The sequence below is a fragment of the Paenibacillus sp. NPDC057886 genome (genome assembly GCF_042796655.1).
Classification (GTDB): Bacteria; Bacillota; Bacilli; order Paenibacillales; family Paenibacillaceae; genus Paenibacillus.
In genome coordinates, this window is record NZ_JBHVMZ010000002.1 from 314,581 (window position 1) to 330,809 (window position 16,229).

The 16,229-nt window shown below is 48.5% G+C and carries 11 protein-coding genes; all 11 read right to left on the reverse strand.

Features of this window, described 5'->3' with window-relative positions:
• Positions 1 to 220 precede the first annotated feature (220 nt).
• The 11 genes from ACFVQB_RS08525 to ACFVQB_RS08575 all read right to left on the reverse strand — a co-directional run bounded on the left by ACFVQB_RS08525 (position 221) and on the right by ACFVQB_RS08575 (position 16,176).
• A complete protein-coding gene (locus tag ACFVQB_RS08525) occupies positions 221 to 1,978 on the reverse strand; it encodes an adenine deaminase (protein ID WP_379436993.1) in 1,758 nt (585 codons plus the stop codon).
• Between the two features lie 120 nt (positions 1,979 to 2,098).
• Positions 2,099 to 3,157, reverse strand: a complete 1,059-nt coding sequence (locus tag ACFVQB_RS08530) for an ABC transporter ATP-binding protein (protein ID WP_063567191.1) — start codon at positions 3,155 to 3,157, stop codon at positions 2,099 to 2,101.
• Positions 3,158 to 3,175: 18 nt separating this feature from the next.
• Positions 3,176 to 3,967: an ABC transporter permease gene (locus ACFVQB_RS08535; RefSeq protein WP_024632851.1), complete on the reverse strand. Its 792-nt coding sequence runs from the start codon at positions 3,965 to 3,967 to the stop codon at positions 3,176 to 3,178.
• 4 nt (positions 3,968 to 3,971) lie between these two features.
• A complete protein-coding gene (locus ACFVQB_RS08540; RefSeq protein ID WP_063567190.1) occupies positions 3,972 to 4,790 on the reverse strand; it encodes an ABC transporter permease in 819 nt (272 codons plus the stop codon).
• A 199-nt stretch (positions 4,791 to 4,989) separates the two neighbouring features.
• Positions 4,990 to 5,928, reverse strand: a complete 939-nt coding sequence (locus ACFVQB_RS08545; RefSeq protein ID WP_379436998.1) for a nucleoside hydrolase — start codon at positions 5,926 to 5,928, stop codon at positions 4,990 to 4,992.
• 106 nt (positions 5,929 to 6,034) lie between these two features.
• The gene (locus tag ACFVQB_RS08550) at positions 6,035 to 7,105 is read right to left on the reverse strand and encodes an ABC transporter substrate-binding protein (protein ID WP_379438072.1); all 1,071 of its coding nucleotides are present in this window, start codon (positions 7,103 to 7,105) and stop codon (positions 6,035 to 6,037) included.
• Between the two features lie 476 nt (positions 7,106 to 7,581).
• Positions 7,582 to 7,926, reverse strand: a complete 345-nt coding sequence (locus tag ACFVQB_RS08555) for a Na-translocating system protein MpsC family protein (RefSeq protein ID WP_024632855.1) — start codon at positions 7,924 to 7,926, stop codon at positions 7,582 to 7,584.
• Between the two features lie 209 nt (positions 7,927 to 8,135).
• Positions 8,136 to 11,960, reverse strand: coding sequence for a GH32 C-terminal domain-containing protein (locus ACFVQB_RS08560; RefSeq protein WP_379437002.1), 3,825 nt, complete (start codon positions 11,958 to 11,960; stop codon positions 8,136 to 8,138).
• Positions 11,961 to 12,076: 116 nt separating this feature from the next.
• The gene (locus tag ACFVQB_RS08565) at positions 12,077 to 12,967 is read right to left on the reverse strand and encodes an ROK family protein (protein WP_379437005.1); all 891 of its coding nucleotides are present in this window, start codon (positions 12,965 to 12,967) and stop codon (positions 12,077 to 12,079) included.
• Positions 12,968 to 12,986: 19 nt separating this feature from the next.
• Positions 12,987 to 14,468 (reverse strand): glycoside hydrolase family 32 protein, encoded by a 1,482-nt coding sequence (locus ACFVQB_RS08570; protein WP_379437008.1) that lies wholly within the window; start codon positions 14,466 to 14,468, stop codon positions 12,987 to 12,989.
• Positions 14,469 to 14,568: 100 nt separating this feature from the next.
• Positions 14,569 to 16,176 carry an ABC transporter substrate-binding protein gene (locus ACFVQB_RS08575; RefSeq protein WP_379437010.1) on the reverse strand — a complete coding sequence of 536 codons (1,608 nt, stop codon included), beginning with the start codon at positions 16,174 to 16,176 and terminating at the stop codon, positions 14,569 to 14,571.
• Positions 16,177 to 16,229 lie beyond the last annotated feature (53 nt).

Below are 16,229 nucleotides of genomic sequence, written 5' to 3' on the forward strand. Positions count from 1 at the left end.
ACTATGCAGTAACTCTCAAGAAAATGAAGACGCTTTGATAATTCACATCGAAAATATAAATGTTATCATTGCCATAAATGAGCTTCAAAAAAAGGTAGGTGCACTGTATTCTTTCTCTACAGTATACCTACCTTTTTCTAATTCTTCACTTTAACTTATTAACACTATTCCAAATCAACAATCTAATTAGAGGTATACCTACGAAATGTGTGTATTTGAATTAGATGATTAACGGTACAACCTTGCCTGCATTCACATCAATCAGGCCGTGATCGGTAATTTTCAGAGCCGGACTTACCGCAAGGGAATGGGTACTGATGGACATGATCGGGTTATAGTGCACATAACCAAGAGACAACATCGCTGCACGCAGCTCTTTCACTTGGTGGGATACTACTGCCAGCGGTTCTTCCGTCAAAATACCACCCACAGGAAGTTCGAGATGAGACAACACTTTGCCGTCTTCCACCACACAGAACCCACCCTGGCTCGAAATCACCGTGTTAGCTGCCAAGATCATATCTTCACGATTGCGCCCTACGACCAATAGGTTGTGGTTATCATGTGAATATGTTGTTGCAATGGCACCTCGCTTGATCGTGTCTCCACCAATCAAACCGTGTGCCCGATTGCCATTCACACCATAACGTTCAAAGGTCGCAATCTGTCCATATTCGCTCTCTTCCCAGAGCAGTTCACCATTCGCAGCCTGAACCTTTGCAATATGCTCTTCCACAAAGGTTGAACCATCCTTCACCATCATGACCCGGCAGCTGTTTAAACCATTTTCAGATAACTGCGCATCTGAGTCAGATGCTTCACTTTGCCCATTCACCTTCGGATCAGACAAACGGATCGCAAAATCCTCGGCTCCCAGCAGATCCAATTGCACGCTCTTGTAAAAGTGAGGTGGGAACTGTCCACTAATTCGGTCCTGCTTGTACGGTTCGTAGTCGTCATAAGCTTTACGGCCATTTTTGTATACCTGCTCTACTGCAAGTGTATCTAAGTTGGACAGCAGCACATAATCCGCCACTTTGCCTGGGGCAATGCTACCTCGATCAGTCATTTTCATACGGGATGCAGGGGTTGAGGTTGCGGCGTAAATCGCATCTTCGGGGCGCATACCCATCCGAATGGCCTTACGTACGATATGATCCAGATGTCCCCGTTCCACCAGAGAATCCGGCATAACATCGTCCGTTACGAAGCAGAAATGCTGAGCGACATCATGCTGAATCAGGTACTCCATGACTTCTGGCGTCATCGATTTTTCCTGAATTTCAATGAACATGCCTGCCGCAATTCGCGCCTGCAAGCCCTCAATGCTCTGATGCGTATGATCGGAATCGATGCCCGCATAGATCAGTCGGTGCAGATCCAACCCAAGCAATTTCGGTGTATGACCTTCGATCACAAGATCGGGATAGTTTTTGCGAATATGCTGAAGAATCTGGTTGGTCTTGCATTCCGGATCGCGGATGACGTCCACATAGTTCATGATCTCACCCAGACAGATGATCTCTCCAGTAGCGAGCAGCACATCCATGTCTTCGATTTCGATTGAACCACCTGTTGTTTCCATCGGCGTCGCCGGAACGGAGCTTGGGATGGCGTAGAACATGTCCACCGTTGTCTCGCGACTGGCCGACATCATCTCCTGCACACCTTCCAGCCCAAACACATTCGCCATCTCATGCGGTTCCGCCACAATGGACGTTACTCCGCAGCGGATCAGGCCATGGGAAAAGGTTGCCGGTGTCACCATCGTACTCTCAATATGCAGATGAATATCAATAAGGCCCGGAATCATATAACGCCCGCGTGCATCAATCACTTCATCGGCTTCAATCATCTCCGGTCCGCCTGGACCAACATACATAAATCTACCGTCCAGTACAGCCACGTTGTTCATTTCAAATCGTTTATAATAACTGTTATACACATGTACATTCTTAATTAGTTGATCTGCACGCATGGGGCATAATCTCCTTCTTCATGAGCATCTTACAGCGATCCAGAGCAGCAGCTACAACTAGCTATGTTGCTCTGGATTCAGCTGATAAAATACCTCTTTTGCTGCTTCTGCTTCCTGCTGTTATTCCACAAGGACAAGTTTATCCTGCGGGAAAATCAGATTAACCCGCTGTCCGCTGAGATAAGGTGTCTCCATCTCCTGATTGGCTGTGAAGTCCCCAAGTTCTGTCTCAATGACGTACTGATAACTGCGTCCAAGGTACGTGCTTACTTTAATAATCCCTGGCAAAGCATTTGCCATGTCCCCAGAGGTATCTCCACTAACCATCAGATCATCCGGGCGAATCGCACCTTTGCGTGCACCGGGACGTGCTGTTCCGGGATGCGCAGTTGCCGTGAACAAGCGACCACCCGCTTTCAGCGTGATCACCTCTCCTGCATCACTACGCTCTGCGAATTCAATAAAATTGTGGAAGCCGATAAATTGGGCTACAAATTCTGTGGCCGGGTATTTAAAAATCGTCTCCGGGCGGTCGAGCTGCTCGACTACACCTTTGTTCATAATCGCAACCTGATCCGAGATGGAGAAGCACTCCTCCTGATCATGAGAGACATAAAGTGTCGTAATGCCCAGTTCCTGCTGAATCCGGCGGATTTCAACCCGCATATTCAGCCGCAGGTTGGCATCCAGGTTACTGAGCGGTTCATCGAACAACAGCAAATCCGGTTCAATGACGAGTGCGCGGGCAATCGCCACACGCTGACGCTGTCCACCGGACAGTTCCTGCGGGAAGCGTTTCTCGAAGCCGTTCAGGTTCACCACTTCAAGGATGCGCATTACGCGTGAAGAAATATCCTTGTCTTTTACCTTGCGCATCCGCAGGCCGAAGGCCACGTTGTCATAGACAGACAGATGCGGGAACAGCGCATAACTCTGAAATACAAATCCGAAATTCCGCTTGTTTACCGGAACCTTCGTATAATCCTTGCCGCCGAACATAAACTTGCCCTGTGTTGCTTCCAGGAATCCGGCGATGAGGCGCAGCGTAGTTGTTTTGCCGCAACCGCTCGGTCCGAGCAGGGAGAGCAGCTTACCTTTTTCCAGCTCCAATTGAAAATCCTTCAGGATCGTCTGGTTATCGTAAGCCACCGATACGCGATCCAATGTCAGCAATGCCATAGCGTTCTGCGCCTCCAATTAACGTTTAGTAAAGTATGAGAATCCGCCCATGATCCGTTCGATCACGAACATTAAAAGTCCAGTTAATACCATCAAGAGCACGGAAATGGCTGCAATGGTTGGGTCAAAATAATTTTCTACATAGGTCAGCATCTGAATGGGCAATGTGCTTACCCCCGGCCCGGTCATAAACACGGAAATGTCCACATTGTTGAACGACTCCAGAAAGGCAATCAGCACCGCCGCGAGAATTCCTGAGCGAATGTTGGGCAGCACGATCTGGAAGAACGTTCTAACCCGTCCCGCGCCGAGACTCAGGGCTGCTTCTTCTACTGCGAAGTCAAAGCTCGACAGACTCGATGCGATAACACGAATGATAAATGGAAGCATAATAATCGTGTGACCAATCAGCAGACCCAAATACATCGGCAGATGATAGATCACGATCAGGTATTTCATCAATGTAAAACCAAGCACGATTCCCGGAATGAGTACCGGGGACAAGAACAATGCATTCAGCACGGACTTGCCTTTAAAATCGTAACGACTAAGTGCATACGCAGCCGGAACCCCGAGCAACAGCGCCAGCAAATTCCCCAGCAGGGAAATGATGATGGACGTCTGGAACGTGCGGAGGAAACCGCCTGTGTTGAAAATATTCTCGTACCAGCGGAGGGAGAAGCCCTCCGGAGGAAATTTGAGTACCGTCCCCGGTTCAAACGAAGTCACCGAGATGATCAGAAGCGGGCCCAGCAGAAAGATAAAGACCAGCAGACTGAACAGGCCCAGCCCGATATGTTTCTCCCGCATATGTCTACCCCTTCGGATTTAAAGTTTTGGCCATTTTGTTCATGACACCGACCACGACAAACGTAATGACAATCATAATCGCGGCAACGACCGAGGCCAGATACCAGTCGTTCAGGGTCATGGCGTTCTGATAGAGGAACGTCGCAATTACGCGCTGTTTGCCTCCCAAAAGCGCAGGCGTCGTATAAGCCGTCAGGCTTCCGACAAAAACAAGTACGGCTCCGATAACAAGCCCTGGCACAGCCAGCGGGAACACCACCCGGCGGAATGCCGTGAACCGGGATGCACCCAGGCTCTGTGCTGCCTTGAGCAGATCACCATCGATGTTCTCAAGCACACCGACCAGGGAAATGATCATAAGTGGCAGGAACAGATGGGTCAAACCAATCATCATGGCTGCCGGCGTATACAGAATATCCAGCGGCTTGTCCACGATACCAAGCCCAACAAGGGCGTTGTTGATCAGCCCTTTGCGTCCGAGAATAATCATCCAGCTAAACGAGCGCACAACCGGGCTCGTCAGAAGTGGGAAGATTGCCAACGCGAGCAGAATACCTTTGCGGCGCGGCGCTTTCTGTGAAATATAATAAGCTGTCGGGAATCCGAGCACCACGCAGACGATCGTGGTGACCACGCTGACCTGCAGCGTCGTAAGCAATATTTTCAAAAAGTAAGGGTCTCTGAAAAAATGCATGTATCCTTCAAACGTGAAGGAGTTTTCCTGAAAAAACGTCGATCCGATCGTCAGGACAATCGGAATGATCATAAATGCCGCCAAAAACACAAATCCCGGCAGCAATAGCCAGTATACTGATTTCTTCATCGCGGTACTCCTGACATAAGAATTAGAGATTTATACTCGGATACTCCGATTGCAGTACCGTCCTTCGATCCCTGTTATCCCCCGATTTTTCTGATTCCTTATCAATGGAGAAAATCGGGGGATAAAGGGGAACGCTTCGCTTCTCCAGATCGGTTCTGCACTCTTCGCAATCGTATAAATATCTTATTGGGTCGAGCAATTAAGAATTTAACGCGTTGATAAACAACTCAAGGAATGCTTCGGCGTCTACCGTTTCGCAGACGAGTGTGTTGGGTTGTTCGCCCAAACGGTTTTGGAAGTCACATACCATCTGGCCATCGCACAGGCGGCTGGCTGTCTCTACATCGACGTAATACGATTTGCGTCCGACCAGTTCCGGGGCAAGTGCGACACCAACGGCCAGTGGATCATGCAGGGCACAGGCGCGTATCCCGTTCATTTCTTCATACCGCTTGATGTAAATCTCCGTGCTCTGTGCCACGTAATCGCGCAATACCGGATCAGTTAATCGTCCGATAGCTTCTTCATTCAGCAGCGTTTGGCGGGTAACATCCAAGCCAACCTGGGTAAGCTTCTCGAAACCTGCATGCAATACAATGCGTGCGGCTTCGGGATCGGCGTACGTGTTGTACTCCGCAGTAGGTGTAACATTGCCATGTCCACGAACGACGCCACCCATAAAGATGACTTCCTTCAATAATGTAGGCAGCTCAGGACACTTCATTAACGCAAGCGCCAGATTTGTTAACGGCGCAGTCATAATCAGTGTCAGTTCTCCTGGGTACAACTTCGCTTGTTCAACGATAAATTCCGGCGCAAAACCTTCATCTGCCTGCTTGGACACGGCCGGATCGGGCAGCGCACCACCCAATCCGTCTTGCCCATGTACTCGGTGCTCATAGTGAGACTTGCGTGTGAGTGGCCCAGCCGCTCCGGCAATGACCGGAATGGAGGGTGCTCCCACCAGCTCGAGAATTTTGCATGTATTATCCGTTGCCTGCTGGAGCGATACGTTTCCACAGACCGTGGTAATTCCGAGAATGTCCAGCTTCCGACTCTTCACAGCCAGCAAGATCGCCAGCGCGTCATCAATACCAGTATCCACATCCAGAATGATGCGATTTCCTGTTTCACTCATACATTCCCAACTCCTCTGCCGTTAAATGGTTGCTTGCTGCAAATTTTTGTTAGTTGAGCACAATCTATACCGCTTCTAAATCTTATCGTTCTAACGCTAATTATGCTTATTGTGCAATCTCACGGTTCCAACGATCTGTCCATGCTTTGGCCTGTTGATTCACGAATTCCATATCCAGCTTGTTCAGCTTGCCAACGACTTCTGCACCATACGTTACGCCTTCAGCTTCTTCGGCAGTCAATTCAACTTTCGTATTAACCGGGGAGTCCACTTTGGCTTTGGCGGATTTGGCTTGAACATCCTGGCTTAGCTGCCAGTTGATGAATTCTTCGGCGAGTTCTTTGTTCTTGCTGCCTTTCACGACGTTGATTGTATTCATAACGGCATACGCACCTTCGCTAGGTGTAACAAATTTCGCATTTGGTACTGCCGCTTTCAGGTCTTTGAAGTACATTTCCATAATCGGTCCGCCAGCAATCTCTTCCTGGGAGAACATGTTCACGAATTCGGATGTTTGCGTGTAGAATTTAACAACATTGCCGCTTAATTTTTTCAGTTCCGCAAATGCTGCATCTTCATTAAACGTATCGTTTCCGGCTACACGGGAAGCTGCATCCAACACCATTGGGCCTGCTGTTGCCGTAATGTTCGGAATGGTCAGGTTATTGGCAAACGCCGGGTCCCACAGATCAGCCCATGAAGTGACTTCTTTGGAAACGAGGTCCGGGTTATAAGCGATTCCGAGCTGTCCAACCGTGTAGGCCGGGCCGTAATCTTCGCCAAGCGGTGCTTTGGCAATATCATAAATATCGTTCACATTCGGAATTTTGGAGCGGTCAATTTTCTCAAACAACCCTTCATCAATACCTTGCTGTGCATAGTAATCGGACAAATAAATCACATCGACATTGGATGTACCTTGGCGAATTTTGTTCAAACGCTCAGCGTTGTTACCCACTTCAAGCACGATGTCTACATTATGTTCTTTTTCAAATGGACCAAATACTTCTTCATTGAAGAAATCTTCCGAGAACCCCCAAGTGGAGATGACCAGTTTGGTTGGCGCCGTGCCTCCGCTACCTGATCCGCCTGTTGCATTCTCTGTACTGCTGCCGCAACCTGCTAGTAATACCGATGTCATTGCCACTGCCGCCAAACCGCTAATCCACTTCTTCATCATGATCCTGATTCCCCCTGATATGTGTGATTTAACAACCCAAACCATTAAGTTGAACTAGCTTGATAACGCATTTCACGTAGAAAACAGAAAGAACCTGGAGAAACGAAGTGTTCGCCTAAAAGCTTTCTGAAAGAAAGCTGCTTCGGAAGCATAAGCTATCACAAGATTTCTACCTTATTAAAGGGAATAAAAGAAATCTGGGGATAACAGCGATCGGAAGGTCTTCTGATTTTCGAAGGGTGCATGCGTTATTTAGGGCTAGTTCAACTTAAAAAAACAAAAAGAAAAGCATTCTTGTATAAACAAGAACACTTTTCTTCGTAAACAAAGGAAAGCGACACCCGCTGCCGGTACATCATCGGTTTCTGCTTCAGAATCAATCCGAAGACAGACGCCATCATATGAAATTGTTCGGAATCAGAATCATGAACTAGAACCGTATGCAACGCATGAATCGAACCTGTCGATCCATCCTATGCCTGTTCCAAAATCACATTCGTAATGGCCCACTGCGTGGACGCATCGTAATCCCGTAATACAGCTTCGATTGGCAAACCCATGTGCTGCTCCAACTTCTCCCTGAATTTCTTCTTATACAAGACAGACATGCGGAAGTCCACTTCCAGCTTCAAGCCGGGGGCCTCCCCTTCCAGGGCGTCAGAGCGCGGTGAACGTCGGTGCTTCGCGTAGAAGGTCACGATGTTCTGATCAATGGTCACTCTCAGGAGAGTGGTCCCAAAGCCGAACAGTTCCTTCGAAATTTCGTTATAATACTGGCACATCTTCTTCTTGCTCTCATTGCTGTCCAGCAGTTCCATGAACTCACCCACATCATTTACTACCGTACGTTCGACGTGTTAACACGATTGATTATACATATATCTACGATTTTAGGCAACCCAAAAGATATAGTTAACATGCAAATAACACATAAAAGCGAACGATAGGTATAAACTAGCGAAAACAATTCGTAAATGTTAACCGTGAGCGCGCTTGGAGATACCTGCATCCCTTTTCGCTATTATTGTTACTTAAAAACCCACTTTTGATACTCGTCCTTTTGACGAAACTCATCCATTACCAGCTCCACACCATCCTCGGAAATGCCAAGTGCTTTCCCGTTATGAGCACTTGTAATGCGCATCGTCCCATCCTCATTCTTTGAAATGATCCAGCGTTGATTCGCATAACCCAGATACGAATAGAGCTGAATACGATTCTGTCCTACATCCCAATCAAGAGACATTCCGCCTAAGGTTCGAATAGAGTAAGAGCCGGAATCATCGCCTGTTGGTACAAGTACCCATTTGAAGCCTTCACTTGCATTCTCTGCCTCGTCAACAACCTTTATCACTTCTCCTGCTTCAGATGGAACAGCCTGCATCGCAACAGGACGTCCTGCGTTATGAATCATCACCTGCTCCAATTCTGCTTTCTTGCTATGGGTTGCATTCACATTCTGGAAGGACGCATTCCCACCAAATACGTGAATTCCAAAATGTCCTTCGGCAAACGTTCCATCCTGAAGATCCATGACTCGCTCACCGTCCACATCAACCTGGATCCGAGGACCGTTCGCCTGAATCTGGATGTGATACGTATGATCCTTACGAATGAATCTCGGGATTTGAGCAAGTACCTGTCGATTTTCGAATTTCCCATTCACTTTATAAAATAGTCGGATGGACTTCAGGTTAGGGTCAATATTCAAGTAGTAGCCGCTTCGTCCATCCTCACTTGCACGGAATACCATGGACCCCGCTCCAGCCTGACCACCCAGCGTCAGATCAGCATCATATTGAAAATCCCCTGCCGTTTCCTGTGCGATATATTGTGTATCTCCACTATAGTTGCCCTGTATGCCTTGTTTGGAAACAAGCCATTGGGCAGATGATTTATCCGACTTCCAGCCAGATAAGTTGGTATGGAATATGCCACTGGATACCGTAATCGGTATTTGGGCAGAAGCTTTGCCGTCTGCCGTTGATACCATTACTACTGCTTCGCCTCCACCCACAGCTCGAACCGTCGCTTTCATTTTATCAGAATAAACGATTTGCACCACTTTAGGATTGCTTACCTTCCATTTCAACGGTTGAGTGGCACCTTTTCCGGGTCTGCCTTCCACCGCGGCGTACAGCGTTTGTGTCTGCCCAACATTCGCCGTTCTTCTTTGCATATCTGCAATAACCTGAGACTTAGAGGACGTGCTCTTTCTCCAGATGTTATCTAAGGCGTACACCTTCATGGAGCTCACCTTCACTTCCCCACCAAGGCTGTAAAAAGCCATCTCCCTTCCCGCCGGATCTGGAAAAATGACATCCGAGAAGACAACCTTGCCATCATTGCCAAAGACCTCAATAGAGGATTCATCGACGAATATACGTAGCTTCACCTTTCGATTTTCCGGTTGTAACGAAGCCTCATGAACCTTGGTGAATAAGTCGGAGAAGCTTACGTCACCAGAGGTGGTGCGATCCACGAACATGTTCTGCGTATTCACTCTGTATCCTACAGTGGTTTTCTGCCCTTCTCTTTGACGCAGTTGAAAACCAAACTCGGTTACAGAACTGTTTGCCGGAATTTCCACTTCAGCTTCAATCTCATACGCACCCGCCGTGAGGCCATCCAGCGGATTTTTTGAATTTGGTCCAATCATCATTTGTTGTGCACTATAAAGGCTATGCCGCAGTGTCTGGAGTTCAGCGATTGGTTTTTGTACCAAACGTACTCCTTCATCCGTGGTTCGAAGAGAGACTTCTCTCGGTATGGTCAGTTGTCCTTTCCATGAGGAAGTTGGGAATTCAAACGGATAATCCCAGTTCGTCATCCATGCAAGCATGACTTTCCGCTGATCAGGCATATTCGCAAAGGACATCGATGCATAGAACTCCTTACCAAAGACCGTTCTCAACACGTGCCCTGCCGGATGATCGTTCAGGAATTTCCCATCAGCGGTTAGTTGGCCTACAAAATATTCCGCATCTGATCCTTGGGTTTTCGGATTAGCCCCTGTACTGATCATAAGCACCCACTTACGTTGACCCGTTCCATCTACAGGCAGTTGAATCAGATCGGGACACTCCCACACACCACCTCGAACATAATCGCCATATCCGAAGTTATCGGTTAAGGTCCAATCGAGCAGGTTGGTTGAAGTAAAGAACCGGATATGATCCCCTCCGGACACCACCATCACCCAACGGTTGTGATCTTCATCCCGGACGACCTTCGGATCACGGAAATCCCAGCTTCCCGGATCATCATCATTCTGGCCAGGGTTATCAATAACAATCGGACGATCTTTAGCATATTGCCAATTCCGGCCTTGATCGGTACTATAGGCGAGGCCGATACGCTGATTGCCACCAGGTTTATCCGGATGATAGGAAGTGTAGTACGCAATCAGACCTTTTCCGCCCGAATCCGTGAATAGACCGGAGGCATTATTCAGATCAGCAATTGCTGATCCCGACCACACATGGCCCTGATCATTCCATGGCAAAGCGATAGGTAAACGCTTCCAATTCGTAAGATCAGAACTGACTGCATGAGCCCAGGTGCCTCCATCCTGATGAAACAGATGATATTCTCCTTCGTAGTAAACCAGTCCGTTCGGATCACTTGCCGATCCCCGAATCGGAGAATAATGGTACTGGGGACGATAGTTTTCCTTGTAATACACCGACTCTTCCGTCACATAGATATCCTGAAAATAAGCCATACCTTGTTGAACGACTAGTCCAGCATTTCCACTAGAATAGCTTTTATCTGTGACTTCAAGAGCGGCAGGCGTGTACCCATCCACATAGACCTTAATTAGGCTACCCGAGGCTATAACTTCGATGTGATGCCTCACCCCCGATTGACTTGGATACTTACGATTCGAGCTGGCGAGCACGGTTCCATCCGCTTTTCGAAGTTGTACCCGAACTTCTAGTCCTTCCCGAATCAGGGCTGCTTCATATCCCTTCGTTCCATCTGCATTTGCCCTGAATAGCAGCGCTGCTGAGGTACTCGCATTGGCCAGAGATATATTTCCTTCATATACAAAATCAGATGCCGCTTTCTCGTAAATGACTCTTCCTTTCCCCTTCGCGTTTGCTTTCCCTTTATATCCTTTCAAATCCGGCTGCCATTCACCTACGCTGCTAATCGGTTTGCCGATATTGCCATTCATGGTACTAACCTGCACATTCTGGAACAAAGCCGACCCATCCCATACATGGAGCCCCAGATTCCCTGACGAGTAGGCACTGTCTTTCACATCAATCACCGGGTCATACCGATTATCCCAATATACCTGAAGGCTCTCTCCGTCCGCTTTCACTTTCAGATGATAGATGCCTCCAGATTCCAGTTTTGCTTTATGTTCTACATTTAACGTTCCCGGCTGTCCACTGGCATCTCTTAGACGTATCACACCAGCCTGAGGAACCACTTGCAGCATATATGAAGACCAACCTGTATCATTGGATCGAAAAACAAGGCTCGTATCCGCTTTCATATCCTGAATCATCAAATCAGCTTCATAGATAAAATTATCGGCTCGTGTGGCCGATATGGCCATCACATTCTCCCCGGCGTCCGAAGTCAGACGGAGTCCTTCATCGGTATCTTCCAGATTGCCTCTACCCTGCAATGTCCAATCTGACAAATTCGTTATTGCCTTAGACACTTTGGTTAACATTTGAACCGCCTCCCCCTGTTTTGCTGATTCCTTGGAGGTCTGCTCTATCCTTTGCGAGACATTTGTCTCCATAACAGATGCAGTGGAATAGGCTCCAGCAGAAGAAGATCCAAGGACACATGTTAATAGAACACAACCGATGGAACGGAAGATGAATTTCATGAGCATTACCTCTTTTCACATAGTAGATCAGACAAAAATCCCACAAAGGACGGCGCAGTCTCTTAGATAAGTGAACCTGCATCCGCCCCTTCTGGGACGTCTATACATATCAAACACTATGAAGCATAAGTTTCATGTTGCAATGCCTCTAAACCCAATGCGAGGGCGCCGCATAGTCCTGCGTGCTGGCCCAATCCAGGCTGGACAATATATTGGTCAATGTGTTGCGTTATTGGGGCTGCATTCACATAACCATTCAGATTCCGTACAACCTGATCGCGGATCATGGGAAACAGATGACTTTGCTGCATCACCCCTCCGCCCAAGATGACCTTTTGCGGGGAGTGAAGCAGAATGGCCGTTGTTATGGACTCTGCAATGTAAAAGGATTCGATCTCCCAGGCCGGGTGGTCTGCCGATAGTTCGCTGCCAGGGCTCTGCCAGCGGGCTTGAATGGCTGGCCCCGCAGCCATTCCCTCCAGGCAATCGCCATGATACGGACATAATCCGGCAAAATGATCCTCTGGGTGCCGTCTCGTCCGGATGTGTCCACCCTCTGGGTGCAGCAATCCATGCACACGTTTACCTCCTGCCACAAGTCCAATCCCAACACCTGTGCCGATCGTATAATACACACAATTGTCCAGTCCCTTTGCTGCTCCCCAAGTGACTTCTCCAAGGGCCGCTGCATTCACATCCGTATCCCATCCGAAGGGAATCGGGAATTCGCGCTTCAATGATCCAATAACATTACAGTTTGCCCATCCTGGCTTGGGCGTTGTCGTAATGTAACCATAGGTGGGACTATCCGGTTGCAGATCAATCGGACCAAAGGAGCCGATCCCGATCGCCGCCACTCCTTTGTCCCTGAAATAGTCGATGACCTTCGCCAGTGTGGTCTCGGGATGTTCCGTTGGAAAGCTGCACCAATCTTCAATTTCCCCTCGCTCGTTACCTACACCACATACAAACTTCGTTCCACCCGCTTCTATTGCTCCTATACGCATCTTACTGTCCCCCTCACGATCATTCCGACTGACCTTCAGCTCGGATGGGGGATAGCTCGTAGATATGAAGCGAAGCGAATACTAAATCCTTATTTCCGGACTGAACAGAGATTCCCTTGGAACCCGCATCCGGATAGATCAGATCGGTAATAACCGCCTGACCGTCATTGGCAAATACCTCTACGGATGAGCAATCCACAAAGATACGCAGATGTTGGTTGCCGTCCACTGCTTTTAATCCAGCTGCATGGCGACCCAGGAAATGTTCATGAAAATCGGTAATACCCGATCGACTGCGATCAACATATACCTCATTCTGACTAGCGTCCACGCCTATGAGCGTTTCGTTGTCCGCTCCACTTCGTAATGCAAATTGAACAGATTGATCAGAAGCCCACTCCGCATGAATCTCATAGTTTACAAGGTGTAAGGCGTTCAACTGCTCACTCACTTGTCTGATGGAAGCATCCTGTAAGGACAATACTGGTATACGGGCTTGTTCCAGTTCGCGCGCAGGACGCTGAACCAGCAGGACTTCTCCGTCCCTTTTCTCCAATGTCAGCTCTCTCACAATGGTCATCGCGCCGCGGTAACCTTCCGTTGGCGTCTGATTGGCATACATCCAGTTGCTCATCCAGCCCATAAACAGACGTCTGCCGTCTTCTGCCGGAATGTCAGACCAACTGACCCCTGCATAGTTATCCCGACCATGATCAAGCCAGCGAACGGTATGTGAAGCTTCATCAGGAACAAATGTAATCCCATTAAAATCTCCGGTGAAGTATTGCGTTCTGGAGCCTTCCTTGAAGGCCGGATCTGCACCAATGCTGACGAGCATCACCCATTTCTCCTGGCTCACATCTCCATCCACGGCTAGCGGGAACAGATCAGGGCACTCCCAGACGCCATCATGCGAACCGATCCCGGCGCCGAATTCACTGCCCAATGTCCAATCCTTCAGATCGGGAGAATGGTACAGACATACCGTCTGACCACAAGCGATGATCATCATCCATTCCTTGGTCTGCTCATGCCAGAAAACTTTGGGATCACGGAAATCCACGAATGACTCATGCTCCAGTACCGGATTGCCCTCGTATTTAATCCATGTTCTTCCGCTATCCTTGCTATATGCGAGGCTCTGCCGCTGAATCGGATGATCGTTTGGCACCTCCCGATGATGGGTGAAAATAGCCACCAGTCCTGGCTCATCGTCAAAGAATCCGGACGTATTATTCCAATCCACCACGGCACTGCCGGAGAATATCATGCCATGTTCATCCGGCGCCAAAGCCACAGGAAGCTCTTCCCAGGTAACCAGATCCTTGGTCACCGCGTGTCCCCAATGCATCGGTCCCCATGTTGTGCCAAACGGATGATGCTGATAGAACAAGTGGTACTCACCTTTGAAAAATACCATGCCATTCGGGTCATTCATCCACTTCTCCTTGGGTGAGAAGTGATAAACGCCCCGGTAATCGGTTGTTGAAATGGTAGACATATTGGTTTACTCCTTTGAATCAAACCGTTGAAGAGGAGAATTTGCTTCGCTCACGCACCCTAAAGCTATGTACGGCAAGAGTCTCCTCATCCAGTTTGTTTTATTGGGTGTTGCGGTCATATCCCGCTTGTTTAATCTGCAGCCACTCTTGTAATCCCAGACGATCCAGCTCTTTCAGATAAGCGTCCCACTCCTGATCGATCTTTCCATTCTGATACCATTCCGTGCGCATACGCAGCACATAGGCGAACAGATCAGTCTCAATGGTGGAGAGGCGGTCGAGTTCATCGATCGAGAAGAACACGCTTGGATAGACGTTTTCTGCTTTCATGTGTGGAACCATATATTTATCGAGCAGGTCCATACGCCATGCGGCATCTTCCGGTTTGGTCGTGTATTTGTCATAGTAACTGTCGAGGATAGCCAGTGGTCCTGCAATACTCGTTTTCTGTCTGAGCTCTACAGGTGCAGCGCCTTCCAGCGGCAGATGCTTCAGCATGCCTTTGGCTTCATCCAATTCAAAAATATTCTGCTGTGTCTCATCGCCGTAAGTTCCCCAGTTGTTCTGTACGGATTGGAGCGGATCGTACAATTGGTCCACCCACTTCGCTGTGGATTCCAGATTTTTATTGCTGCTCGTAATAACCATACGTCCCCGGTCGAGACCGATACCGTTTGTACGTGTGACATTAATCTCTCCATTGGGACCAGCAACCGGAGGCAGAATATCATAGGTATCATTCATACCTGTAATGTTGGCCTTATCCCAAGTAAAGTACATGCCATACTTGTTGTCTTTGCCCTTGGCCAGATACGTATTCCAATCCTGCTGATATGCTTCCACATCCACAAGACCTTCCTGAACCAGTTCGTGAATGTATTTGACCGCTTCCTTGTAGCCTTCATCAGCTGCCGTGAAGACCACTTTCCCATCGTTGGTCACCACGGTGTGGTCCCAGTTCTCCCCAAGTCCAAATGCTGCAAATAAAAATGTCAGATCTTCTCCACCCGGCTTGTTAATGAAAGACAACGGAATTTCGTCAGCCTTGCCGTTGCCGTTCGGGTCCTGGGTTTTGAACGCAATCAGCACTTGTTTCAGTTCTTCGGTTGTTGTTGGCATCTTCAGTCCAAGCTTGTTCAGCCACTCCACGTTGATCCAGGGCAAGTCATCAACCGCCTGTATGCGCTGCTTGCCACTTCCGAGCTCCTCAATCCAGGGAAAGGAATAAATATGTCCGTCTGGAGCCGTAATCATGCTCTTGTATTCGGGAGCTTCCTCCAGCACCTTTTGCAGGTTCGGCATGTATTGCTCAATCATGTCCTCCAGTGGAATGATGGCTCCATCCTTCGCCAGTTTCAGGAGATCATAATCCCCATAACCTGCGTCAAAGATGGCATCCGGCAAATCACCGCTGGCTACCGCCAGGTTTCTTTTCTCTGCAAACACATCACTCGTATAGTTCTTCCAGTTGATATGCACATTGGTTTTCTCTTCGAGTCTCTTGTTAATCAGCTTCTCGTTCGGATCGGCGGGAGCCAGTGGAGAACTCTGTGTTATAAAATTCAAAGTCACTTTGCCATCAGGTGATTGGGCTTCACTCGCCGCACCGCCTCCTCCCCCACCACACGCCGAGAGCAGGAGCATGGCTGACAACATGGAGATGGATGCCGTTGTAGCGGCTTTTCTGGACTTGTTCACTTTTTTCATAATAATGACCTCCGTGGATTGTGTTGGGTCGAACGTTCTATGTTCAGGCTGTT

Excerpts from the sequence above, each read along its gene's own strand:
- ACFVQB_RS08550 (WP_379438072.1), bottom strand. The coding sequence starts at position 7,105 with ATGAAGAAGTGGATTAGCGGTTTGGCGGCAGTGGCAATGACATCGGTA.
- ACFVQB_RS08540 (WP_063567190.1), bottom strand. The coding sequence starts at position 4,790 with ATGAAGAAATCAGTATACTGGCTATTGCTGCCGGGATTTGTGTTTTTG.
- ACFVQB_RS08565 (WP_379437005.1), bottom strand. The coding sequence starts at position 12,967 with ATGCGTATAGGAGCAATAGAAGCGGGTGGAACGAAGTTTGTATGTGGT.
- ACFVQB_RS08535 (WP_024632851.1), bottom strand. The coding sequence starts at position 3,967 with ATGCGGGAGAAACATATCGGGCTGGGCCTGTTCAGTCTGCTGGTCTTT.
- ACFVQB_RS08525 (WP_379436993.1), bottom strand. The coding sequence starts at position 1,978 with ATGCGTGCAGATCAACTAATTAAGAATGTACATGTGTATAACAGTTAT.
- ACFVQB_RS08545 (WP_379436998.1), bottom strand. The coding sequence starts at position 5,928 with ATGAGTGAAACAGGAAATCGCATCATTCTGGATGTGGATACTGGTATT.
- ACFVQB_RS08530 (WP_063567191.1), bottom strand. The coding sequence starts at position 3,157 with ATGGCATTGCTGACATTGGATCGCGTATCGGTGGCTTACGATAACCAG.
- ACFVQB_RS08575 (WP_379437010.1), bottom strand. The coding sequence starts at position 16,176 with ATGAAAAAAGTGAACAAGTCCAGAAAAGCCGCTACAACGGCATCCATC.
- ACFVQB_RS08555 (WP_024632855.1), bottom strand. The coding sequence starts at position 7,926 with ATGGAACTGCTGGACAGCAATGAGAGCAAGAAGAAGATGTGCCAGTAT.
- ACFVQB_RS08570 (WP_379437008.1), bottom strand. The coding sequence starts at position 14,468 with ATGTCTACCATTTCAACAACCGATTACCGGGGCGTTTATCACTTCTCA.
- ACFVQB_RS08560 (WP_379437002.1), bottom strand. The coding sequence starts at position 11,960 with ATGAAATTCATCTTCCGTTCCATCGGTTGTGTTCTATTAACATGTGTC.